The organism is Enterobacter asburiae, assembly GCF_024599655.1.
GTDB lineage: Bacteria > Pseudomonadota > Gammaproteobacteria > Enterobacterales > Enterobacteriaceae > Enterobacter > Enterobacter asburiae_D.
Genome location: NZ_CP102247.1, coordinates 3,994,291 through 4,017,133 on the forward strand (window position 1 = coordinate 3,994,291; position 22,843 = coordinate 4,017,133).

Annotated in this window: 21 protein-coding genes; 5 read left to right on the plus strand and 16 right to left on the minus strand. The window is 54.0% G+C overall.

All coding sequences use genetic code 11. The features are described 5' to 3' along the window. Positions 1-17: 17 nt before the first annotated feature. The 15 genes from rnhB to rpsB form a co-directional block, all read right to left on the minus strand. Positions 18-614, minus strand: a complete 597-nt coding sequence (gene rnhB / locus NQ230_RS19050; RefSeq protein ID WP_257258663.1) for a ribonuclease HII — start codon at positions 612-614, stop codon at positions 18-20. Then, on the minus strand, positions 611-1,759 hold the full coding sequence (gene lpxB / locus NQ230_RS19055) for a lipid-A-disaccharide synthase (protein WP_121425064.1): 1,149 nt from the start codon (positions 1,757-1,759) through the stop codon (positions 611-613). Before lpxB ends, rnhB begins: the two co-directional genes overlap by 4 nt. Further along, on the minus strand, positions 1,759-2,547 hold the full coding sequence (gene lpxA / locus NQ230_RS19060) for an acyl-ACP--UDP-N-acetylglucosamine O-acyltransferase (RefSeq protein ID WP_063145192.1): 789 nt from the start codon (positions 2,545-2,547) through the stop codon (positions 1,759-1,761). Before lpxA ends, lpxB begins: the two co-directional genes overlap by 1 nt. A gap of 3 nt (positions 2,548-2,550) precedes the next feature. Next, a complete protein-coding gene (gene fabZ, locus NQ230_RS19065; RefSeq protein ID WP_010426706.1) occupies positions 2,551-3,006 on the minus strand; it encodes a 3-hydroxyacyl-ACP dehydratase FabZ in 456 nt (151 codons plus the stop codon). A 102-nt stretch (positions 3,007-3,108) separates the two neighbouring features. Further along, positions 3,109-4,134 (minus strand): UDP-3-O-(3-hydroxymyristoyl)glucosamine N-acyltransferase, encoded by a 1,026-nt coding sequence (gene lpxD / locus NQ230_RS19070; RefSeq protein WP_257258665.1) that lies wholly within the window; start codon positions 4,132-4,134, stop codon positions 3,109-3,111. Positions 4,135-4,137: 3 nt separating this feature from the next. After that, entirely contained in the window at positions 4,138-4,632 is a 495-nt protein-coding gene (skp, locus tag NQ230_RS19075; protein ID WP_045907838.1) for a molecular chaperone Skp, read from the minus strand. Positions 4,633-4,754: 122 nt separating this feature from the next. Continuing rightward, positions 4,755-7,172 carry an outer membrane protein assembly factor BamA gene (gene bamA, locus NQ230_RS19080; RefSeq protein ID WP_193941863.1) on the minus strand — a complete coding sequence of 806 codons (2,418 nt, stop codon included), beginning with the start codon at positions 7,170-7,172 and terminating at the stop codon, positions 4,755-4,757. A gap of 29 nt (positions 7,173-7,201) precedes the next feature. Continuing rightward, a complete protein-coding gene (rseP, locus tag NQ230_RS19085) occupies positions 7,202-8,554 on the minus strand; it encodes a sigma E protease regulator RseP (protein ID WP_023310458.1) in 1,353 nt (450 codons plus the stop codon). Between the two features lie 11 nt (positions 8,555-8,565). Then, positions 8,566-9,423, minus strand: coding sequence for a phosphatidate cytidylyltransferase (cdsA, locus tag NQ230_RS19090; RefSeq protein WP_257258669.1), 858 nt, complete (start codon positions 9,421-9,423; stop codon positions 8,566-8,568). A 12-nt stretch (positions 9,424-9,435) separates the two neighbouring features. Then, positions 9,436-10,194, minus strand: a complete 759-nt coding sequence (ispU, locus tag NQ230_RS19095; RefSeq protein WP_024907522.1) for a (2E,6E)-farnesyl-diphosphate-specific ditrans,polycis-undecaprenyl-diphosphate synthase — start codon at positions 10,192-10,194, stop codon at positions 9,436-9,438. 186 nt (positions 10,195-10,380) lie between these two features. Beyond that, positions 10,381-11,580, minus strand: coding sequence for a 1-deoxy-D-xylulose-5-phosphate reductoisomerase (gene ispC / locus NQ230_RS19100; RefSeq protein ID WP_121425062.1), 1,200 nt, complete (start codon positions 11,578-11,580; stop codon positions 10,381-10,383). A gap of 95 nt (positions 11,581-11,675) precedes the next feature. Further along, the gene (frr, locus tag NQ230_RS19105) at positions 11,676-12,233 is read right to left on the minus strand and encodes a ribosome recycling factor (RefSeq protein WP_023334573.1); all 558 of its coding nucleotides are present in this window, start codon (positions 12,231-12,233) and stop codon (positions 11,676-11,678) included. Positions 12,234-12,400: 167 nt separating this feature from the next. Beyond that, positions 12,401-13,126 (minus strand): UMP kinase, encoded by a 726-nt coding sequence (gene pyrH / locus NQ230_RS19110; protein ID WP_008501910.1) that lies wholly within the window; start codon positions 13,124-13,126, stop codon positions 12,401-12,403. 150 nt (positions 13,127-13,276) lie between these two features. After that, positions 13,277-14,128: a translation elongation factor Ts gene (tsf, locus tag NQ230_RS19115; RefSeq protein ID WP_014882627.1), complete on the minus strand. Its 852-nt coding sequence runs from the start codon at positions 14,126-14,128 to the stop codon at positions 13,277-13,279. 117 nt (positions 14,129-14,245) lie between these two features. Further along, the gene (rpsB, locus tag NQ230_RS19120) at positions 14,246-14,971 is read right to left on the minus strand and encodes a 30S ribosomal protein S2 (protein ID WP_003856207.1); all 726 of its coding nucleotides are present in this window, start codon (positions 14,969-14,971) and stop codon (positions 14,246-14,248) included. 321 nt (positions 14,972-15,292) lie between these two features. Here rpsB and map point away from each other — a divergent pair, with 321 nt between their 5' ends. The 5 genes from map (at position 15,293) to NQ230_RS19145 (ending at position 21,494) form a co-directional block, all read left to right on the plus strand. After that, the gene (gene map, locus NQ230_RS19125; RefSeq protein ID WP_023310454.1) at positions 15,293-16,087 is read left to right on the plus strand and encodes a type I methionyl aminopeptidase; all 795 of its coding nucleotides are present in this window, start codon (positions 15,293-15,295) and stop codon (positions 16,085-16,087) included. Positions 16,088-16,150: 63 nt separating this feature from the next. Next, a complete protein-coding gene (glnD, locus tag NQ230_RS19130) occupies positions 16,151-18,826 on the plus strand; it encodes a bifunctional uridylyltransferase/uridylyl-removing protein GlnD (protein ID WP_121425061.1) in 2,676 nt (891 codons plus the stop codon). Positions 18,827-18,858: 32 nt separating this feature from the next. Then, a complete protein-coding gene (gene dapD / locus NQ230_RS19135; protein ID WP_257258674.1) occupies positions 18,859-19,683 on the plus strand; it encodes a 2,3,4,5-tetrahydropyridine-2,6-dicarboxylate N-succinyltransferase in 825 nt (274 codons plus the stop codon). A gap of 111 nt (positions 19,684-19,794) precedes the next feature. Next, a complete protein-coding gene (locus NQ230_RS19140; protein ID WP_257258675.1) occupies positions 19,795-20,181 on the plus strand; it encodes a DUF3461 family protein in 387 nt (128 codons plus the stop codon). A gap of 137 nt (positions 20,182-20,318) precedes the next feature. After that, positions 20,319-21,494, plus strand: coding sequence for an IS4 family transposase (locus tag NQ230_RS19145; RefSeq protein WP_257258676.1), 1,176 nt, complete (start codon positions 20,319-20,321; stop codon positions 21,492-21,494). A gap of 110 nt (positions 21,495-21,604) precedes the next feature. Here NQ230_RS19145 and cdaR read toward each other — a convergent pair whose 3' ends face one another. Further along, positions 21,605-22,762 carry a DNA-binding transcriptional regulator CdaR gene (cdaR, locus tag NQ230_RS19150; protein WP_023334570.1) on the minus strand — a complete coding sequence of 386 codons (1,158 nt, stop codon included), beginning with the start codon at positions 22,760-22,762 and terminating at the stop codon, positions 21,605-21,607. Positions 22,763-22,843: the final 81 nt, after the last annotated feature.

A 22,843-nucleotide genomic window follows, 5' to 3' on the forward strand; every position in this document is an offset into this window, starting at 1 on the left:
ATTGCTTGCGTATTGATTCAGGACACCCGTCCCAGCGCGCGCTTCACCGGGCCAAAGCTGCGACGGTGGTGTTCGGTTGCGCCATGTTCAGCCAGCCTTTCCAGATGGAAAGGTGTGGGATACCCCTTATGCTGGGCGAAACCATACTGAGGGTAAGTGAGGTCCAGCGCGGCCATTTCGGCGTCGCGCGTCACTTTGGCAATAATAGAAGCTGCGCTAATTTCTGCGACCCGGCTATCACCTTTGACGACCGCCATTGAAGGCATGGGCAATGCAGGACAGCGGTTGCCGTCAATCAGGACATATTCCGGGGAAATTTTCAAACCCGCTACCGCACGCTGCATCGCCAGCATCGTGGCATGCAAAATATTCAGTTCGTCTATTTCATGCGGTTCAGCGCGCCCCAGGCTCCAGGCCAGCGCCTTCTCCTGAATCTCATCAAACAGCGCCAGCCGGCGCTTTTCAGACAATTTTTTTGAGTCGTTCAGCCCGATTATCGGGCGAGCCGGATCGAGGATCACCGCGGCGGTCACCACGGCCCCGACTAACGGGCCACGGCCCACTTCGTCCACGCCCGCCACAAGACGAGTGTGAGGATAAACAAATTCCATCATTTTGCTAGCTCCAGCACCGCATCCGCCGCTTGCTCATCGGCATTACAGCGGATCAGTTGATGCAGTTCGCGGAAAGTATCGTGCATCTGGTGGCTGGTCTTGCCGTCGGCGAGCAGCGGCAGCAGTGCATCGGCAAGCGCCTGCGGCTGGCATTCGTCCTGCAACAGCTCTTTCACCAGCTCGCGCCCGGCAAGCAGGTTTGGCAGGGAGACATAATCCGTTTTCACCAGACGTTTTGCCAGCCAGAAGGTGAACGGCTTCATGCGATAACCGACCACCATCGGGCATTTCGCCAGCATACATTCCAGCGCCGCCGTGCCGGAGGCCAGCAGTGCGGCATCGCTCGCATACATCGCTTCCCGCCCTTTCCCGTCCAGAAGACGAACGTGGAGATCCGGGGCGACTTCCGCTTTGATGCGCTCAAACTGCTCGCGGCGTTTGGCATTCACCAGGGGAACAACCACTTCAAGGTCGGGATAGGTCTGGCGAAGAATTTGCGCTGTTTTGAGAAAATCGGCGCTCAGCATCTCCACTTCGGCACCGCGGCTGCCAGGCAGCAGTGCCAGACAGTGCACATCATGCGGGATGCCCAGCGCGTCGCGCGCCGCGTTTTTATCCGGATCCAATGGCATCGCATCCGCCATGGTATGACCGATAAAACGGCACGGCACATTAAATCTGTCGTAAAACGCTTTTTCGAAAGGCAGGAAAGCCAGCACCAGGTTGGTGGACCGTCCGATTTTGAAAACGCGTTTCTGTCGCCACGCCCAGACGGACGGACTGACGTAGTGAATGGTTTTAATGCCCTGCTTTTTCAGATTCCCTTCGAGGGTAATGTTGAAATCAGGTGCATCGATACCGACAAACACATCGGGTTTGAGTTCGGTAAAGCGGCGGGTGAGATCGGCACGGATGTGCAGCAAACGGCGTAACCGTCCCAGCACCTCAACGATGCCCATCACGGCGAGCTCTTCCATTTCATACCAGGCTTCACAGCCTTCGGCCTGCATCAGCGGGCCAGCAACGCCGACAAAGCGAGCATTGGGTACACGCGCCTTAAGCGCGCGGATGAGACCTGCACCAAGAATATCGCCGGAGGTTTCTCCGGCGACCAGGGCTATCGTAAGCGGACGACTGTCGACCATTAACGAATCAGACCCCTTGTTGAACGGTCAAAGAATTCCATGAACGCGTTCACTTCCGGGTGCTTATTCGCCAGCTCGGCAATTTCCGGCTTCGCCTCTTCCAGCGTTTTACCGCTACGGTACAGCTGTTTGTACGCGTTGCGGATGGCAGTAATCGCTTCGCGACTAAAACCACGACGCTTGAGGCCTTCGATGTTCACGCCAAACGGCGTGGCATGGTTGCCCTGCGCAATCACATACGGTGGAACGTCCTGCGCCACACCGGAGCATCCGCCAACCATCACGTGCGCACCAATGATGCAGAACTGATGGACTGCGGTCATGCCGCCAATAATTGCGAAGTCATCAACCGATACGTGTCCTGCCAGCGTTGCGTTGTTGGCAAGAATACAGCGGTCACCCACGGTACAGTCATGCGCGATATGCGCATTAACCATAAACAGGTTATCGCTGCCCACCTTCGTCAACCCACCACCTTGTACTGTTCCACGATGAATGGTGACGCTTTCGCGAATACGGTTACGATCGCCAATTTCCAGACGGGTCGACTCACCAGCATATTTCAGATCCTGGTTAACTTCGCCGATGGAGGCGAACTGATAGATCTCGTTATTGCAGCCAATGGTCGTGTGACCATTCACGACAACGTGAGATTTCAGTACTGTACCCTCACCAATTTCGACATGGGGTCCAACAATACAAAACGGGCCAATGTGGACGTTAGCGCCAATGATGGCACCGGTTTCCACAATAGCGGTAGGATGAATAAAGGCGGATTTATCAATCACGTATCAGGACTCCCGGCTACGAGCACACATCATAGTCGCTTCGCAAACAACTTTGCCGTCAACCAGCGCTACGCCTTTGAAGCGAGTCAGGCCACGACGCGTTTTTTCAAAAGTGACTTCCATGATCATCTGATCACCAGGCACGACAGGGCGCTTAAAGCGCGCTTCATCAATACCCGCGAAGTAATACAGCTCACCTGGCTCCAGTTTGCCGACGCTTTTAAACGCCAGAATACCGGTAGCCTGAGCCATCGCTTCCAGAATCAACACACCCGGGAAGATAGGCTTACCAGGGAAGTGCCCCTGGAAGAACGGCTCGTTCACGGAAACATTTTTCACTGCGCGCAGAAAACGACCTTCTTCAAAATCCAGCACACGGTCTACCAGCAGAAACGGGTAGCGGTGCGGCAGAAGTTCTAAAATCTCTTCAATATGCAGAGTATGAGTGTCAGTAGTCAAAATACTCTTCCTGTCAAAATGTACTGATAACAATAATAACACGGCCTGCCGGTTTATTAGAAAGCCGACAGGCCGGGAAAAATAGCGTTAAACGGATGACGCTTAATCTTGTTGATCGATCTTACGCTCAAGAGACTTGAGGCGCTTGCTCATATCATCAATGTTCATCACCAGAGCTGCTGTTTTACGCCATACCTTGTTGGGTTGTAGCGGAATGCCTGAGGAATAAACGCCAGGTTCAGTGATAGGACGCATTACCATGCCCATTCCCGTCACGGTCACCTTGTCGCAGATTTCCATATGGCCATTAATCACGCTCGCACCGCCAATCATGCAATAACGGCCAATTTTCAGGCTGCCCGCCATGATGACGCCACCCGCAACTGCGGTATTGTCGCCAATCACAACGTTATGCGCAATCTGGCACTGGTTATCGATGATAACACCATTGCCAATGATCGTGTCGTCAAGCGCGCCACGGTCAATGGTGGTACAGGCGCCGATCTCCACGCGATCGCCAATAATAACGCTACCAAGCTGCGGGATCTTCACCCAGTTACCGCGATCGTTAGCGTAACCAAAGCCGTCAGAACCAATTACGGTGCTGGACTGGACGAGGCAATTTTCGCCAATTTCAACGTCATGATAAACGGATACGTTGGCCCATAAACGGGTCCCGGCGCCGATTTTCGTATTTTTCCCAACGAAGCAACCAGGGCCAATGACGACGTTATCGCCCAGCACAACGCCGGATTCGATAACCGCATTCGCGCCAACGGCGACGTTGTTACCAAGCCGGGCCGTCGCATCAATCGCTGCACTGGCAGCAATGTTCTGGGCCGGCTGCGGCGTGGTATCGAGAATTTGAGCCATGCGTGCATACGTCAGGTAGGGGTTTTTCACTACCAGCGCGCTTACAGTGGCAAATGGAAGATCGTCCTGCGTCAGTACAACAGCTGACGCCTGGCATTGAGCCAGTTGCTCACGGTACTTAGGGCTTACCATGAAGGTAATCGTGCCAGCTTTAGCAGATTGCATGGACGCAACAGCGGTGATGACGATATCGCCATCACCGTGTAATTCTGCATCCAACTGCTGAGCTAAATCAGCCAGTCGAATTGAAGGCATTACTTATTTAACCTGTTTCAGAACATCAGCAGTGATGTCTTTAACATCTTTGCTGTTAAAAGCAACGGCGTTCGCATCTACAACCAGATCGATACTCTGATCGGCAGCCACTGCTTTAACAGCAGTCTGAATGCGAGTTACCAGCTTGCCGCGTTCTTCGTTAGAACGACGCTGACGATCCTGCTCGAAAGCCTGCGCTTTCTGGGAGAACGTCTGGCGCTGAGCCATTACGTCTTTTTCCAGCTTGCTACGGTCGCTTGCTTTCATGGTAGAACCATCACGCTGCAGACGCTGCATTTTGGACTGAAGATCGTTTTCCATACCCTGCAGTTCGCTTGCACGGCCTTTGAATTCGTTTTCCAGAGTCGCAGAAACACCTGTTTTCTGTGCAACCTGCTGGAACAAATTACCCATGTTGACGATTGCAATTTTGTCTGCTGCCTGAGCAGAAGTTGCCATCGCTAAACCGAGACCTGCAGCTAATAACCACTTTTTCACAATTAACTCCTTACCATCCCATTGGCACCAGAAGGTACCGTTCTTTGCGTGGCAAGGCGACCATTTTACCGATCGCCAGTTGTCAGCGCTACACTGCCAACGCATTCCTTTGCAGCGGATTATTACCAGGTTTTACCAATGTTAAACTGGAATTGCTCCGCTTTGTCTCCATCGTATTTCTTAAACGGCTGGGCGTAAGAGAAGACCAACGGCCCCAGCGGTGACATCCATTGTAATGCGATACCGGCAGACATGCGAATATTGCTCGGATCGCTGTAGTCTGGAACGCCCTCTGCGCGCATCTGGGCAGTATTCTGCCAGTTGGTATCCCACACGGTACCCGCATCCCAGAAGAAGGACGTACGGACCGAGTTCGCGTATTTATCACTGATAAACGGCGTTGGCGTGATGAACTCCAGGCTGGCAACGGCCATGGCGTTACCGCCCACCGCGTCATCAGAGCTACAGACCTCGGAAGAGGAGGCCTTATTACAGTTATCTTTGTCGTTCCCGCCGTAGTAAACCGCTTTCGGACCAATGTTGTTGGACTGGAAACCACGAACGGTGCTGGAGCCACCCGCATAGAAGTTTTCATAGAACGGCAGTTCTTTGCCACCCAGACCATCGCCATAGCCCCAACGGGTACGGCCCAGAACCACCCACTTATGATCGTCATCGATCGGGAAGTAGGACGCGGTATCCAGCGTGACCTTATAGAACTCGTTATCGGAACCCGGCACGGTCACTTTACCGTTCAGGTTGACGCGAGAACCTTCGGTTGGGAAGTAACCACGGTCGAGACGGTTATAGGTCCAGCCGTAGTTAAAGGTGAAGTCATCCGCCGCGAAGCCATTGTCATTACCATTTTTACTGGTTGACTGGCCGATAGAGTCCAGATAACGCCACATCGCCACCTGCGGTTGCATGTTTGACAGGTCGTTATGCACGTAACCTAAGCCCGCACGCAGGGTGTTGTATTCGTTGACCGGGAAGCCAAGCGTACCGTCTACACCGTAACTCTTGTTGGTGTATGAAGACAGGTCCGCGTCATCTGCTTTAAAGTCGTTATAGAAAATACGACCGCCCAGGCTTACACCGTCTACGGTGAAGTATGGGTTAGTCACTGAGAACTCAGAGTAGGTCTGGTAGTCGTTTTTGGTGCCGTTAATACCGACAGAATAACCCGTACCCAGCCAGTTATCCTGCTGCACGCCGACCTGGAAGCTCACGCCACTTTCAGTACCATAGCCCACACCGAAGTTGAAGCTACCGGTGTTGCGCTCTTTCACTTTATAAACGACATCAACCTGATCCGGGCTGCCCGGTACGCGCTGGGTATCGGTATCCACCGTTTCAAAATAGCCCAGACGGTTCAGACGCTCTTTACCCTGATCAACGAGATCGCTACCCAACCATGCGCCTTCCATCTGACGCATTTCGCGACGCAGAACGGAATCTTTGGAAGTGTCGTTACCGACGAAGCGGATCTTACGCACGTAGAAACGGTTGCCCGCATCAACATTCACATGCAGCTTAACGGTTTTATCCGCGTCATTGATTTCCGGCTGAGTCTGTACGCGCGGATAGGCATAACCATAGCGGCCGAGCAGCTTCTTAATGCTGTCTTCCATTTTGGTTACCTTGGAACCGCTATACAGGTCGCCTGGCTGAATTTTGGTCAGCGATTCGATTTCAGCAGAATGCCCCGCAAGGTTACCACTCACTTCAACACCCGAAAGCTTGTACTGCTCGCCTTCAGTGATGTTGACTGTAATGTAGATCCCTTTCTTGTCCGGCGTCAGGCTTACCTGAGTCGAGTCGATGTTGAAACGCGCATAGCCACGATCGAGATAGTAGCTGCGCAGGGTTTCAAGGTCGCCCGCCAGTTTCTGTTTCTGGTATTTGCGATCGCCTACCACGTTCCACCATGGCACTTCATCGCGCAGCTGGAAGGTGGAGATCAGTTCGTCGGTGCTGAACGCGTGGTTGCCGACAATGTTGATCTGCTGGATCTTCGCAGAAACACCTTCCTGGAAGACCAGCTTCAGGTCAACACGGTTGCGCGGCAGCGGAGTGACAACCGCTTTCACGCTGGCACTGTATTTACCGACGCTGTAGTAGAAATCTTCCAGACCTTTTTCAATGTCTGAAAGGGTTGTGCGGTCCAGGGATTCACCCACACGAACACCGGATGCTTCAAGGTTCTGCTTGAGCATGTCATCTTTCACCGACTTGTTCCCGGAGAAAGTGATACTGGCAATCGTTGGACGTTCTTTTACCTGTACCAGCAGCGTATCACCATCGCGCAGGACGCGAACGTCCTCAAAGTTGCCGGTGGCAAACAGAGCACGGATGGTGTTACTGATATCATCATCATTAACCGTATCGCCGGGGCGTACAGGCATACTGAGGAGGGCCGCACCAACGGCGACACGCTGGAGGCCTTCGAAATGAATGTCTTTCACTACGAACCCGTCAGCACCGTATACGGTGGCGCTGCTAAACAGCAGCGACGCTATGAGCAACTTTTTCATCGCCATCGTTATTATGCGTTCTTCCTAACACTCTCTTACAACCGAGAGAAATCATTGAAAAGTGCAAGCCCCATTAACAGCACCAGCAAAATCGAGCCAATGCGATAACTAAAGTCTTGAACTCGCTCGGATACCGGTCCGCCTTTTAGCTTTTCAATCGCCAAAAACAGCAGATGACCCCCGTCTAAAACGGGAAGCGGGAACAGGTTGATTATCCCAAGGTTCACGCTAATGAGCGCGAGGAACATGAGATAGTAAATCACCCCGAATTCCGCTGACATCCCAGCCCCCTGAGCAATCGAAATTGGCCCACTGAGGTTGTTCAGTTTCACATCACCGGTTATCAATTTCCCCAACATGTTGACCGTCAGCTTCATCAGTTGCCATGTTTTATCCGTGGCTTCAAGGATGGCGCTGAACGGCCCATACTGGCGTATTGTCTTGTACTCATCTGGCAGCGGGATCACTTTAGGCACAACGCCTGCGAACCCTTCTGCCTTTTTGCCGACCGACTTCGTATCCGGGATCAGCGTCAGCGAAAGCGGACTGCCTTGCCTTTCAACTTCCAGCGCGAGAGACGTTCCCGGATTATCGCGCACCAGAGTAACAAAGGTCATCCACTCTGTTAATGGTTGACCATCGACTTTAACGATCCTGTCGCCCGCTTGCAAACCCGCTTTGCTCGCCGCCGAATTTGCCTGTACTTCGGCCAATACCGGCTCGATCTGCGCGCCGCGTGGACGAATGCCCAGCGCAGCGACGGGATCTTCTTTGTCTGGCTCGAAACGCCAGTGACGTAAATCGAGTACTTTGTCCTGACGCGTATCTGAACCAAACGGCGATACGCTGATGGTGGTCTGCGGATCGCCGATTTTGGCTACCAGCTGCAGTCGCACGGCATCCCAATCAGGGGTTTCGATGCCATCAATCGCTTTAAGTTCCATCCCGGATGTAATTTGCGCACTCGCCGCGATGGAGTTGGGGGCAATTTCACCCACCACCGGACGCACGCCAGGGACGCCGATGATAAACACCAGCCAGTAAGCGAAAATCGCAAAGATGAAGTTGGCTACCGGTCCGGCAGCAATGATGGCGGCGCGTTGTCCAACGGTTTTATTGTTGAATGCGCTGTGTCGCAACTCAGGAGCGACAGGCTCGACGCGTTCGTCGAGCATTTTGACGTAGCCGCCCAGCGGGATAAGGGCGATGACAAATTCCGTGCCGTGACGGTCGGTGCGCGTCCAGAGTGATTTACCAAAACCAATGGAAAACCGCTCTACGCGCACGCCACAGCGGCGAGCAACCCAGAAATGGCCAAATTCATGCACGGTAATCAGTACACCCAGTGCAACAATGAACGCCGCCAGATTCCAGAGAATGCTCAGCATAAAACCTTCCGTTAAATCGTCCCGAATACCAGTAAAAGCAAACACGCAAACACTGGAACAGCCGCTGTCAGGCTATCAATGCGATCCAGTATACCGCCATGCCCTGGAATCAGGTGTCCGCTGTCCTTAATCCCTGCTTCACGCTTAAACATACTTTCGGTTAAATCACCGAGCACGGAGGCAAGCGCAGCAAAAATCGAGCACACCAGCAGTATTGACGGTGCCACTTCAAGATTCGCCCAGACGCCGTAGCCCCAGGAGATGATCGCTGCCGTAAACAGGCCGCCGATGAATCCTTGCCAGGTTTTGCCCGGAGAAACCTTCGGTGCCAGCTTATGTTTGCCAAACAGTTTACCAAACATATAGGCCCCGGAGTCAGCCCCCCAGACCAGAATCATCACATAAAGCAGCCAGATCGCACCGCTGTAGTGGTTTTCGTCGTAGTGCCAGGCTCGCAGCGCAACCATACCCCAGAAAAAAGGAATAATTGTGAGCAAACCAAAAATCAGTCGCAGCACTTTTGAATTGCGCCATAACGCCGCGGAGCCTGGATAAAAAAGAACCAGCAACAGCGCGGCAACCCACCAGGCCAACGATATCCACAAGGAACCGGCAACCAGGGGCTGATGAATATCATGGTGATATTCAGGCAACGTAAACAGCATTATGGCCAGAATAAAGCCACAAAGTACCGCAAGCCATACTCGCTGAGTACGCGAGGTAAAGCCGCTAAACTGTCCCCATTCCCACGCGGCGAGCATGCACACCACCAGCGTGATAATAGCGAATCCCACCGGGGGCAGTAAAAACAGCGCCGCAATGACAATGGGTATTAATACAAAAGCGGAAATCAGGCGATACTTCAGCAAAAGCTACCCCCATCAGGCTTTGTCGCCACCAGGCTCGGTGCCGCCGAAACGACGCTCTCGATTGGCAAAGGCATGCAGCGCACCTTCAAAGTCTTGTTCATCAAAATCGGGCCAAAGAACATCCGTAAAGTAAAGTTCGGCATAGGCAATTTGCCATATCAAAAAGTTACTTATGCGATGTTCCCCCCCTGTCCTAATTACCAAATCCACAGGCGCCTGTTCATTCATGCAGATTTGCTTGCTCAGCGCCTCTTCATCAATTTGGTCGGGTCTCAACAGCCCTTCCTGAACCTGTTCGGCCAGATGCCGAACGCCCTGGATAATATCCCAGCGTCCGCCGTAATTCGCCGCAATATTCAGCGTCAGACCGGTATTATTTTCCGTCAGCGCTTCTGCTTTGCGAATCCGTTCCTGCAAACGTGAGTTGAAACGACTGGTATCGCCAATGATACGCAGGCGGACGTTGTGGCGGTGCAGGCTTTTTACTTCGCTGTCTAGCGCCCACACAAACAATTCCATCAACGCAGTCACTTCCTGCAGAGGTCGATTCCAGTTTTCACTGCTAAAAGCATAGAGCGTTAACGCATCAATGCCGTTGTTGGCGGCAAAAGAAACGGCGCGACGAACGGATTTCGCCCCCGCTTTATGCCCAAAGGCTCGTATCTTCCCTTGTCTTTTCGCCCAGCGGCCATTGCCATCCATAATGATTGCTACATGACGGCAGCCATGAGCTGGCAAATTTTCGCTTATTGGTTGATTCGCAGACAACATAACGCGTTTTTTGTCCCTGAAAAGGATTTAACGGTACTCAGGAATACTGAAGCCTATACATAAAAAAGCCGTGTCAAACCACGGCTCACCTGACCACATAAAGTCAAATACCTGCGATCAGGTGGCGCAGACTATATCACTGAAGCCCAACGCTAACAAATAGCACGACGACTAGTGCTTGCTTTATCACCAGCTTGCGAGACGTGTCACCTGCTGGCGCGCAATATTACGCGCAGCTGCATCCACCGCCAGCACCTCTTCCACGCTTTGTGGTTCGCGCAAATCCATCATCTCCAGTACCGATAAATTTAACGACGCGATATCGGTAAAACGAATTTGCTGATTAAGAAATGCTTCAACGGTAATTTCATTGGCTGCATTAAGTGCCGTCGTCGCCGCCTGCCCCTGGTCGAAGGCATTCATCGCAAGCTTCAGACATGGATAGCGGTCGTAGTCTGGTTCACTGAACGTCAGGGAACTTAGCTTGCAGAAATCAAGCGGCTTCACGCCGGACTTCACTCGATTTGGCCACGCCATTGAATGGGCAATCGGCGTACGCATGTCCGGCTCGCCCAGCTGTGCCAGCACGCTGCCATCCTGATAACGCACCATCGAGTGAATCACCGATTGCGGGTGAATCAGTACTTCCATCTGTTTCGCTGACGCATTAAACAACCAGCGCGCTTCAATGTATTCCAGACCTTTGTTCATCATGGTGGCTGAGTCAACGGAGATTTTACGCCCCATCGACCAGTTCGGATGACGGCACGCCTGATCCGGCGTCATGGCGCGCAGTTCAGACAGTGGCGTTTCACGGAACGGGCCACCAGACCCGGTAAGCAGAATAGACACTACGCCATTCTGCTCCAGGTCAGCGTACCCCAGGTTCTGTTGAAAAGGTTGCGGTAAACTCTGAAAAATCGCGTTGTGCTCGCTATCGACCGGCAAAAGACGCGCGCCGCGCTGCTTCACCGCGTCCATAAACAGGCGTCCGCAGGTGACCAGAGACTCTTTGTTGGCCAGCAGCACATCCTTACCGGCATCAATCGCGGCAAGCGTGGGCAATAATCCTGCCGCCCCAACGATAGCCGCCATCACCTGATCCACCTCATCCAGCGCCGCCATCTGGCAGGCCGCCTGTTGGCCACTCAGCACCTCGGTTCGGCTGCCCTGTTCACGCAGCTGTGCTTTCAGCAGACGCGCGCTCTCTTCGTCATCCATTACCGCATAGCGGGGCGCAAACTCCAGGCACTGCTCGACCATTCGCTGCACATTCTTACCGGCCACCAGCGCTGTCACGGTGTAAAGTTCAGGATTATGGCGAACAACGTCGAGAGTGCTGCAACCGATAGAGCCGGTTGAGCCGAGGAGTGTTAAATGCTTCATGAGATGCCCGAAAAAAGTTAGACCAGATAAAAGCAAAACGCCGCCAGCAAGACCCCAAGTCCCTCTGAACGGCGTTTATCAGTGTACGACAGAAATCAGAACTGCATCAGTTCCGCTTCTTTATCTGCCAGCGCCGCATCAATTTTCTTGATGGCAGCGTCGGTCATTTTCTGAATGTCGTCCTGAGAACGACGATCGTCATCTTCACTGATCTCTTTTTCTTTCAGCAGCGCTTTTACTTTATCGTTCGCGTCGCGACGGACGTTACGCACGGATACACGACCCTGCTCAGCTTCGCCACGAACCACTTTGATCAAATCTTTACGACGCTCTTCCGTCAGTGGAGGCAGCGGAACGCGGATGTCAGCGCCCGCAGAGCTTGGGTTCAGTCCGAGGTCAGAGGCCATGATCGCTTTCTCAACGGCCGGGCTCATAGAACGATCGAACACGTTGATTTTCAGCGTACGGGTATCTTCTACCGTTACGCTCGCCAGCTGACGCAGAGGGGTTGGCGTACCGTAGTATTCTACGATGATGCCATCCAGCAGGCTTGGGGAAGCACGGCCAGTACGGATTTTGCTGATTTGGGTTTTGAACGCTTCTACGCATTTTTCCATGCGTACTTCAGCATCTTTTCTGATGTCGTTAATCACGTTACGAATCCTTGAAAACTTGTCTCAGGCAGACTATCCGCCAGCACAGCGCTACAGGTGTGCTAAGTATAGTCGCGTTTAATTCATGACAACGCCAAAGGCGCGCCCGGGTAAGATACCACTACAAAATAAAGCGGAATCTTACCTGTATTTGTCGTCAACGGAAATTATTCCGTGATCAAAGTGCCTTCTTTTTCGCCCATGACCACGCGACGCAGTGCGCCAGGCTTGTTCATGTTGAAGACACGGATCGGCAGTTTGTGGTCGCGAGCCAGCGTGAAGGCGGCAAGATCCATCACTTTCAGCTCTTTATCCAGCACTTCGCTGTAGCTCAGCTGATCGTACATGGTGGCAGAAGGATCTTTTGCCGGGTCGGCAGTAAACACGCCGTCTACTTTGGTCGCTTTCAGTACCACATCGGCTTCGATCTCGATACCGCGCAGGCAGGCAGCGGAATCGGTAGTAAAGAATGGGTTACCCGTACCGGCGGAGAGGATCACCACGCGGTTATTGCGCAGCAGGCTGATGGCTTCTGCCCAGCTGTAATTATCGCAAACGCCATTCAGCGGAATCGCGGACATCAGGCGGGCATTAACATAGGCGCGGTGCAGGGCATCACGCATTGCCAGGCCATTCATGACGGTTGCCAGCATACCCATGTGGTCGCCCACAACGCGGTTCATCCCCGCTTTCGCCAGACCAGCACCACGGAAAAGGTTGCCACCGCCAATGACCACGCCAACCTGGATACCCAGTTCGACCAGTTCTTTGATTTCCTGTGCCATGCGATCAAGGATGCTTGCGTCAATACCGAAGCCTTCCGATCCCTGCAGCGCTTCGCCACTCAGCTTAAGCAGAATGCGTTTGTACACGGGTTTTGCATTGGTAGCCATGTTTCTTTCCTGAGACTGTCAACGATTAAGATGGGGGTTAATTCTGGCGACATGATATGCCGCAAATCAGCACAGCGATACTGGAGCCTGTCTGATTTCCTGTGACGGGTGACAAAAAGAAGCCGCCCTCAGGCGGCTCCTTTTCAATCATTAAGACTGCTTAGACATTGCAGCAACTTCTGCTGCGAAGTCAGTCTCAACTTTCTCGATGCCTTCGCCCACTTCGAAGCGGATGAAGCCAGTTACGTCAGCGTTGTGCTCTTTCAGCAGCTGAGCAACAGACTTGCTTGGGTCCATTACGAATGGCTGGCCAGTCAGAGAAACTTCGCCGGTGAATTTCTTCATGCGGCCTTCAACCATTTTCTCTGCGATTTCTTTTGGCTTACCAGACTGCATCGCGATGTCCAGCTGAACCTGGTACTCTTTCTCTACCACTTCAGCAGACACGTCTTCTGGCTTAACGAATTCTGGTTTGCTTGCAGCGATGTGCATAGCCAGCTGTTTAACCAGCTCTTCGTCAGCGCCTTTAGCCGCAACCAGAACACCGATACGTGCACCGTGCTGGTAAGAGCCCAGAACGTCGCCTTCCAGAGAAGATACGCGACGGATGTTGATGTTCTCACCGATTTTAGCAACCAGCGCAACACGTTCTTCTTCGAACTGTGCTTTCAGAACTTCAACGTCAGTGATTTTACCAGCTACAGCTGCGTCCAGAACTTTGTTAGCAAATGCCTGGAAACCGCCATCTTTAGCAACGAAGTCAGTCTGGCAGTTAACTTCCAGAATGATGCCGTAGTTGCCGTCGATCTTAGTGATGATCACGCCGTCAGCAGCAACGTTGCCTGCTTTCTTAGCTGCTTTGATCGCACCGGATTTACGCATGTTTTCGATTGCCAGCTCGATGTCGCCGTTCGCTTCAGTCAGCGCTTTTTTGCAATCCATCATGCCTGCGCCAGTACGCTCGCGCAGCTCTTTTACCAGGGATGCGGTAATTTCAGCCATTCTTAAATCCTCGGGAGATGTGAACTGCCCGGCCGGGGGCCAAACAGTGTAAATTGAAAAAAGGGGCCGGTAATGGGCCCCTATTCATACACGGTACTAATAAGGGGTAAAACCTTATTATTCAGCTTCTACGAAGCTTTCTTCCGCCTGAGAAGCCAGATCCTGGGAACGGCCTTCACGAACGGTAGCAGCTACAGCGCTCAGGTACAGGCTAACAGCACGGATTGCGTCGTCGTTACCCGGGATAACGAAGTCAACACCGTCCGGATCGGAGTTGGTATCAACGATAGCGAATACCGGGATACCCAGGTTGTTAGCTTCTTTGATTGCGATGTGCTCGTGGTCTGCATCGATTACGAACAGCGCGTCTGGCAGGCCGCCCATATCTTTGATACCGCCCAGGCTGTTTTCCAGCTTGTCCAGTTCACGAGTGCGCATCAGCGCTTCTTTCTTAGTCAGCTTGTCGAAAGTACCGTCCTGAGACTGGGTTTCCAGATCTTTCAGGCGTTTGATGGACTGACGAACAGTTTTCCAGTTGGTCAGCATGCCGCCCAACCAGCGATGGTTCACGAAGAACTGGTCGCAGCTGTTAGCAGCATCTTTCACAGCTTCGCTTGCAGCGCGCTTAGTACCAACGAACAGAATCTTACCTTTACGGGAAGAGATCTTGTTCAGCTCAGCCAGGGCTTCGTTGAACATTGGTACAGTTTTCTCAAGGTTGATGATGTGAACTTTGTTACGTGCGCCGAAGATGAAAGGCTTCATTTTCGGGTTCCAGTAACGGGTCTGGTGACCAAAGTGAACACCAGCCTTGAGCATGTCGCGCATGGAAACAGTTGCCATGTTTAAAACCTCTATATTGAAAGTTGGGGTTATGCCTCCACGTATCCCATATTACCGACCCCGAAGGGCACCCCGGAATATGTGCCGATACGTGTGTGTTGTTACACAAAGTGAGATTTGTCGCTTCCGTCCAGCCTGTGTATCTGAAATGGATCGGAAGTCCGGCGCGCTTTATACCACAAAACACGACCAGAAACCAACAGTTGTTGGCGGAGTGTGCTGTTAATGATTCTCAATTTGGCACGGGGTGTGCCTGACTGATACCATTGACGACACTTAGACTAGTATTGTCGAAAAAATCGACACCGATGGACAGATTACATGGCTATCTCTATTAAGACACCTGAAGAAATTGAAAAGATGCGCGTCGCCGGTCGTCTGGCCGCGGAAGTGCTGGAAATGATCGAACCGTTCGTGAAGCCGGGCGTCAGCACCGGTGAACTGGACCGTATCTGTAACGACTATATCGTGAACGAGCAGCACGCGGTTTCCGCCTGCCTCGGCTACCACGGTTTCCCGAAATCCGTCTGCATCTCTATTAATGAAGTGGTTTGCCACGGCATCCCGGACGACGAAAAACTGCTGAAAGATGGCGACATCGTCAACATCGACGTGACCGTCATTAAAGACGAGTACCACGGTGACACCTCAAAAATGTTCATCGTTGGCAAGCCGACTATTCTTGGCGAGCGTCTATGCAAAGTGACGCAAGAGAGCCTCTACCTGGCGCTGAAAATGGTTAAACCGGGTATTCGCCTGCGTACCATCGGTGCGGCAATCCAGAAGTTTGTGGAAGCAGAAGGTTTCTCCGTGGTGCGCGAGTACTGCGGTCACGGCATTGGTCGCGTCTTCCATGAAGAGCCGCAGGTCCTGCACTATGATGCCGATGACGGCGGCGTGGTGCTGCAAAAAGGCATGACCTTTACCATTGAGCCGATGGTCAACGCGGGTGATTACCGCATCCGCACCATGAAAGACGGCTGGACGGTGAAAACCAAAGACAGAAGCTTGTCTGCGCAGTACGAGCATACTATTGTGGTAACGGACAACGGCTGCGAAATTATGACGTTGCGCAAGGATGACACCATCCCGGCGATACTGACGCACGATGAATGATAAAAAAGCCGGCAAATGCCGGCTTTTTTAATGGCTATAGCTTTTTCTTATGGGTGGCGCACGATGAGTAATCTTTTACCCGAACAGTATGCTAACACAGCACTTCCCACCCTTCCCGACCAGCCCGATAACCCGGGCGTCTGGCCGTCGCACGAGCTGACCTGCGCGCATATTAAAGCCCATATGGATGTTTTCCATCGCTGGCTGGGCAGCGCGTTCGACGCGGGCGTGTCGGCCGAGCAGCTCATTGAAGCGCGCACCGAATTTATCGACCAGCTCTTGCAGCGCCTGTGGATCGATTACGGGTTTGGGCAAATCAGTGATGTTGCGCTGGTTGCCGTCGGGGGCTATGGCCGCGGTGAGCTGCATCCGCTTTCCGATATCGATCTGCTGATCTTAAGCCGCAAAAAGCTGCCGGACGAACAGGCGCAAAAAATTGGCGAACTGCTGACGCTGCTCTGGGACGTGAAGCTGGAGGTCGGCCACAGCGTGCGCACCCTGGAAGAGTGTCTGCTGGAAGGGTTATCGGACCTGACCGTCGCCACCAACCTGATTGAAACCCGCCTGCTGATTGGCGACGTCGCCCTGTTTCTGGAGCTGCAAAAGCACATCTTCAGCGACGGCTTCTGGCCGTCAGAAAAGTTCTTCGCCGCGAAGGTCGAGGAGCAAAACCAGCGCCACCAGCGCTACCACGGCACCAGCTATAATCTTGAGCCCGATATTAAAAGCAGCCCCGGCGGCCTGCGCGACATCCACACCCTGCAGTGGGTCGCCCGCCGCCATTTTGGCGCCACCTCGATGGACGAGATGGTTGGCTTCGGCTTCTTAACCGAGGCCGAGCGTAACGAGCTGAACGAGTGCCTGCACCTGCTGTGGCGCATCCGTTTTGCCCTGCATCTGGAAGTCACCCGCTACGATAACCGTCTGCTGTTTGACCGCCAGCTCAGCGTGGCGCAGCGCCTGAATTATCAGGGCGAAGGCAACGAGCCGGTTGAGCACATGATGAAGGATTTCTTCCGCGTCACCCGCCGGGTGACCGAGCTGAACCAGATGCTGCTGCAGCTGTTCGATGAGGCCATTCTGGCCCTGACGGCGGACGAGAAACCGCGCCCGATTGATGACGAATTCCAGCTGCGCGGCACGCTTATCGATCTGCGCGACGAAACGCTGTTTATCCGCGAGCCGGAAGCGATTCTGAGGATGTTCTATACCATGGTGCGCAACAGCACCATCACCGGGATCTACTCCACCACCCTGCGCCATCTGCGCCATGCACGCCGTCATCTGACGCAGCCGCTGTGCTATATCCCGGAAGCGCGCTCGCTGTTCCTGAGCATGCTCCGCCACCCGGGCGCCGTCAGCCGCGGGCTGCTGCCGATGCACCGCCACAGCGTGCTGTGGGCCTATATGCCGCAGTGGTCGCACATTGTCGGGCAAATGCAGTTCGATCTGTTCCACGCCTACACGGTGGATGAACATACGATCCGCGTGATGCTCAAGCTGGAAAGCTTTGCGAAAGAAGAGACGCGCTCCCGCCACCCGCTGTGCGTGGAGCTGTGGCCGCGCCTGACCCATCCGGAACTGATCCTGATTGCCGCCCTGTTCCACGATATCGCCAAAGGTCGCGGCGGCGATCATTCGGTGCTGGGCGCGCAGGACGTGCTGAAATTTGCCGAACTGCACGGCCTGAACTCGCGTGAAACGCAGCTGGTGGCCTGGCTGGTGCGCCATCACCTGCTGATGTCGGTCACCGCGCAGCGTCGTGACATTCAGGATCCTGAGGTGATCAAGCAGTTCGCGGAAGTGGTTCAGACGGAAAACCGCCTGCGGTATCTGGTCTGCCTGACGGTGGCCGATATCTGCGCCACCAACGAAACGCTGTGGAACAGCTGGAAGCAGAGCCTGCTGCGCGAGCTGTACTTCGCGACCGAAAAACAGCTGCGTCGCGGGATGCAAAACACCCCGGACATGCGCGAGCGCGTGCGTCATCACCAGCTGCAGGCGCTGGCGCTGCTGCGGATGGACAACATTGATGAAGAGGCGCTGCATCAGATTTGGGCCCGCTGCCGCGCCAACTATTTTGTCCGCCACAGCCCAAACCAGCTTGCGTGGCACGCGCGGCACCTGTTGAAGCACGATCTGTCCCAGCCTATGATCCTCCTGAGCCCGCAGGCCACCCGCGGCGGGACGGAGATTTTCATCTGGAGCCCGGACCGGCCTTATCTGTTTGCTGCGGTCTGCGCCGAGCTGGACAGGCGTAACCTGAGCGTTCACGACGCGCAGATTTTCACTACCCGCGACGGCATGGCGATGGACACCTTTATCGTGCTTGAGCCGGACGGCAGTCCGCTCTCGTCGGACAGGCATGAAGGGATACGTTTTGGTCTGGAACAGGCGATTACCCAGCGCAGCTGGCAGCCTCCGCAGCCGCGTCGCCAGCCGGCAAAATTGCGCCACTTTACCGTCGATACCGAGGTCAATTTCCTGCCGACCCACACCGACCGTAAATCGTTCCTGGAGCTGATCGCGCTCGACCAGCCGGGGCTGCTCGCCCGCGTCGGCCAGGTTTTTGCCGATCTGGGAATTTCGCTCCATGGGGCCCGAATTACAACGATTGGCGAGCGAGTAGAAGATTTATTTATAATCGCGACAGCGGACCGGCGTGCCCTTAATAATGACCTGCAGCTTGAAGTGCAACAACGGTTGACAGCAGCCCTCAATCCAAACGATAAAGGGTGATATGTTTTTTAGTGAAATGGAAAGAGTAAACAATGCAGCAGTTACAGAACGTTATTGAGTCCGCTTTTGAGCGTCGCGCCGAGATTACCCCGGCAAATGTGGATACCGTGACCCGTGAAGCGGTAAACCAGGTGATTTCCCTTCTGGATTCCGGCGCGCTGCGCGTGGCAGAAAAAAACGACGGTCAGTGGGTCACTCATCAATGGCTGAAGAAAGCCGTGCTGCTCTCTTTCCGTATCAACGATAACCAGGTTATCGACGGAGCTGAAAGCCGCTACTTCGATAAAGTCCCTATGAAATTCGCTGACTACGACGAAGCGCGTTTCCAGAAAGAAGGTTTCCGCGTGGTACCGCCTGCGGCAGTGCGTCAGGGCGCATTCATCGCGCGCAACACCGTGCTGATGCCATCCTACGTGAACATCGGTGCCTACGTTGACGAAGGCACCATGGTTGACACCTGGGCGACTGTCGGTTCATGCGCGCAGATCGGTAAAAACGTTCACCTGTCCGGCGGCGTGGGCATCGGTGGTGTTCTGGAGCCACTGCAGGCCAACCCGACCATCATCGAAGACAACTGCTTCATCGGCGCGCGCTCTGAAGTGGTTGAAGGCGTGATCGTTGAAGAAGGCTCCGTGATCTCCATGGGCGTTTACATCGGTCAGAGCACCCGTATTTACGACCGCGAAACCGGCGAAGTTCACTACGGTCGCGTTCCGGCGGGCTCCGTGGTGGTTTCCGGCAACCTGCCGTCAAAAGATGGCAAATACAGCCTGTACTGTGCGGTTATCGTGAAGAAAGTGGATGCGAAAACGCGCGGTAAAGTGGGCATCAACGAATTGCTGCGCACCATCGATTAATCGGGTATAACAAAAAGCGGGGGCAACCCCGCTTTTTTTATATCTGAGGGTGGCGAAAATAGATTTTTTCGTTAATTATTCAAAGGTTATGTTGAGATCAAGGGTACCGCTATGTACGATAATCTGAAAAGTCTGGGCATTACCAATCCTGATGAAATTGATCGTTACAGCCTCCGTCAGGAAGCCAATAACGATATTCTGAAAATCTATTTTCACAAGGACAAAGGAGAGTTTTTCGCCAAAAGCGTGAAGTTTAAATATCCACGCCAGCGTAAGACCGTTGTCGCTGACGGTGTAGGACAGGGATACAAAGAAGTACAGGAAATCAGCCCTAACCTGCGCTACGTGATCGATGAACTCGATCAGATCTGCCAGCGCGACCGCACCGAAGTCGATCTCAAGCGTAAGATCCTTGACGATCTGCGTCACCTTGAAAACGTTGTAACGAATAAGATCAGCGAGATTGAAGCGGATCTTGAGAAATTAACGCGGAAATAAAAGCAAAACGGCAATCCTTGATTGCCGTTTTTAGTGTTTACGCCCTCTCCCCGTGGGCTGAGGGTTCCCCAGAAAAATGAAAAGCACGATGAAGTGTGATCTACTGGTTGCGCTAACAAATCAGAAGAGACCTCATCGTGCCTTTACAGACAGTCTGCCAGAAATTTTTCTCCGCGTCTTTACCTGACATTCACAGCTTCCGGGTCAATGTCCTTGTTTCCATGGCCGTCGCCCTCACGCACGGGGCCAACCTGACCCTGACCAGCCTTGGACGTACCCTTCCCGGCAGGGCGCACGTCAAAAATAAAATTAAACGTGTCGACCGTGCCCTGGGTAATACCGCCCTTCACCGTGATATTCCCCGTATTCAGCACCTGCTCACACATACCATCACCTCCCTGATGCCCTTCTGCATAATTGCTGTCGACTGGACAGGCTGGCATGACAGGAACTGGCATCTTCTGCGGGCAAGCCTGGTCTGTAATGGGCGTTCACTTCCGCTTATGAGTGAGGTTGTTCCCGCAGAGCTGGCACAGAACAGTGATGTCCAGTGCCGCTTCCTTGACCGCCTGCATGATGCCATCCCGAAAGATAAAGCCGTCACCATCATTACGGATGCAGGCTTCCGGACAGACTGGTTCCGGCATGTGAGCCTGCTGGGCTGGCGCTTCACCGGCAGGGTCAGGGGCTGTATCAGCTTCCGGCTGGAGGATGAGAAAAAGTGGATGAAAATCAGTGAGCTTGAGGCTACCGGACAACCGGTCTGCGTGGGTTACGGTGTCCTGTCCCGTAAACCACGAACGCCCTGTTACGGCCGGTTTTATCTGCACAGGCGCCCGGAAGCAGGGCGTCACGGAAAGGGAGGAATGCCAAAAACACAGCGGGAACACCGCAGCAGCGCCCGTGAGCCCTGGCTGCTGTTCAGTAATGCAGAGGGACTGGAGCCACACCAGATAATGGCGCTGTACAGCCGCCGAATGCAGATAGAACAGAACTTCCGGGACGACAAAAGTCCCCGCTTCGGGTTCGGTCTGAGGCTGAGCCGGAGTCAGGGAAAAGGGCGGCTGGAAGTGCTGAATATGGTCGCGGCAATGGCAAGTCTGGTGATGTGGCTGGCAGGTTACAGGGCAGAAAGACAGTGTTTACACTGGCACTATCAGGCAAGCAGCATCAGGCACAGGCGGGTGCTGTCATACCTGAGTCTGGCAGAAGAAGTCATCCGGCATGAGCCTGGAAAAGTGAGACGGCTAAATATAGGTAACGAGATGAAAAAGCTGGGAAAAGAGTACAGTAATATGGTCATGGTGGCATGACCATATTACTGGGGATCCCTCAGCCCCGTGGGAGAGGGATGGGATGAGGGCACCAGACCGCACTCAGCATGTAGGCCGGGTAAGGCGAAGCCGCCACCCGGCAAAAAGCATCATCTCTGCTCGTCCAGCTGCAGCGCCACATACAGCAGCAGCCTGTCGTCAAAATTCCCCAGGTCCAGCCCCGTCAGCTCCGAAATCCGATTTAACCGATACTCCAGGGTATTGCGGTGAATAAACAGCGCCTTCGAGGTCGCCAGCGGCTGCACGTTATGGCGGAACCACGCCTGCAGCGTCCGGCGCAGCAGGCCGTTATTATCCATGGCTTTCAGACGCGCTAATGGCCGCGCCAGCTCATTGGCCTGCCAGCCGCCGCGCAGGCTGTCGAGCAGCACCGGCAGCATCAGATCCTGATAGAAATAGCTGCGGCTCTCCGGCATCCGCTGCTTGCCCACCATCATGGTGGTGCGCGCGGTACGCCAGGAGCGGGCAATACTGCCCGGCCCGGTAAAGTAGTTGCCCAGCGCAACGCGAAAACGCAGCTGACCATTCTCCTTCATCCGGGAGATAAGCAGCTCCACGCGACGACGATGATCTTCCGCATCCCAGCGGCCGAACGCGTTAAGCGCCGGTTTGAGCACTACCATTTCCGTCAGAGATACGATCGCCACCAGGTTATCGCGTTCCGGCGTCGCCAGCGCATTTTGCAGCTGCTGCAGTTCGGCCATCGCGCTGTCTACGCCAAGCTGGCCGCTATCGACCTCAATGACCGCCACCACGCGCGGCTGGTTCAGATCGATCCCCAGACGCTGCGCCCATTCGCTGAGCGCCGGCGTATGCTCTTCCGCCTGAATAAGGTTCATCACCAGCTCTTCACGCAGGCGGCTGTCCTGGGCGAGCAGGTGCATCAGGCGCGACTGCTCCAGCATCATCTCTGCCGTCATACAGACCAGCTCACCGTATTTACGCAAGGACTCCGGCTCGCCGGTCAGGCCGATTACCCCCACAATCTCGCCTTCAAGGCGCAGCGGTAAATTGATGCCCTGACGGACGCCGTGCAGGTGTTTCGCTACCGCATCGTCGATATCGACGACCCGCCCCTGGGAAAGCACCAGCAGCGCACCTTCGTGCAATTCCCCAATACGCTCGCGATCGCCGCTGCCAATAATGCGCCCGCGGGCATCCATCACATTGATATTGGTATCAATGATGCGCATGGTGCGCGCCACGATATCCTGCGCCATTTTGGTATCAAGATGCCAGCCAGCCATAGAACCCTCCCGTGAGCAGAGCTCAAGCATAGGGAAGTTCAGCGACGGCTGCATTGTGCGAATGCACAAAGAGAGAGGGAG

Coding starts and splice junctions, on each gene's coding strand:
- rnhB (WP_257258663.1), bottom strand. CDS start 614: ATGATGGAATTTGTTTATCCTCACACTCGTCTTGTGGCGGGCGTGGAC.
- lpxB (WP_121425064.1), bottom strand. CDS start 1,759: ATGGTCGACAGTCGTCCGCTTACGATAGCCCTGGTCGCCGGAGAAACC.
- lpxD (WP_257258665.1), bottom strand. CDS start 4,134: ATGCCTTCAATTCGACTGGCTGATTTAGCTCAGCAGTTGGATGCAGAA.
- bamA (WP_193941863.1), bottom strand. CDS start 7,172: ATGGCGATGAAAAAGTTGCTCATAGCGTCGCTGCTGTTTAGCAGCGCC.
- rseP (WP_023310458.1), bottom strand. CDS start 8,554: ATGCTGAGCATTCTCTGGAATCTGGCGGCGTTCATTGTTGCACTGGGT.
- ispU (WP_024907522.1), bottom strand. CDS start 10,194: ATGTTGTCTGCGAATCAACCAATAAGCGAAAATTTGCCAGCTCATGGC.
- ispC (WP_121425062.1), bottom strand. CDS start 11,580: ATGAAGCATTTAACACTCCTCGGCTCAACCGGCTCTATCGGTTGCAGC.
- pyrH (WP_008501910.1), bottom strand. CDS start 13,126: ATGGCTACCAATGCAAAACCCGTGTACAAACGCATTCTGCTTAAGCTG.
- tsf (WP_014882627.1), bottom strand. CDS start 14,128: ATGGCTGAAATTACCGCATCCCTGGTAAAAGAGCTGCGCGAGCGTACT.
- rpsB (WP_003856207.1), bottom strand. CDS start 14,971: ATGGCAACTGTTTCCATGCGCGACATGCTCAAGGCTGGTGTTCACTTT.
- map (WP_023310454.1), top strand. CDS start 15,293: ATGGCTATCTCTATTAAGACACCTGAAGAAATTGAAAAGATGCGCGTC.
- glnD (WP_121425061.1), top strand. CDS start 16,151: ATGAGTAATCTTTTACCCGAACAGTATGCTAACACAGCACTTCCCACC.
- dapD (WP_257258674.1), top strand. CDS start 18,859: ATGCAGCAGTTACAGAACGTTATTGAGTCCGCTTTTGAGCGTCGCGCC.
- NQ230_RS19140 (WP_257258675.1), top strand. CDS start 19,795: ATGTACGATAATCTGAAAAGTCTGGGCATTACCAATCCTGATGAAATT.
- cdaR (WP_023334570.1), bottom strand. CDS start 22,762: ATGGCTGGCTGGCATCTTGATACCAAAATGGCGCAGGATATCGTGGCG.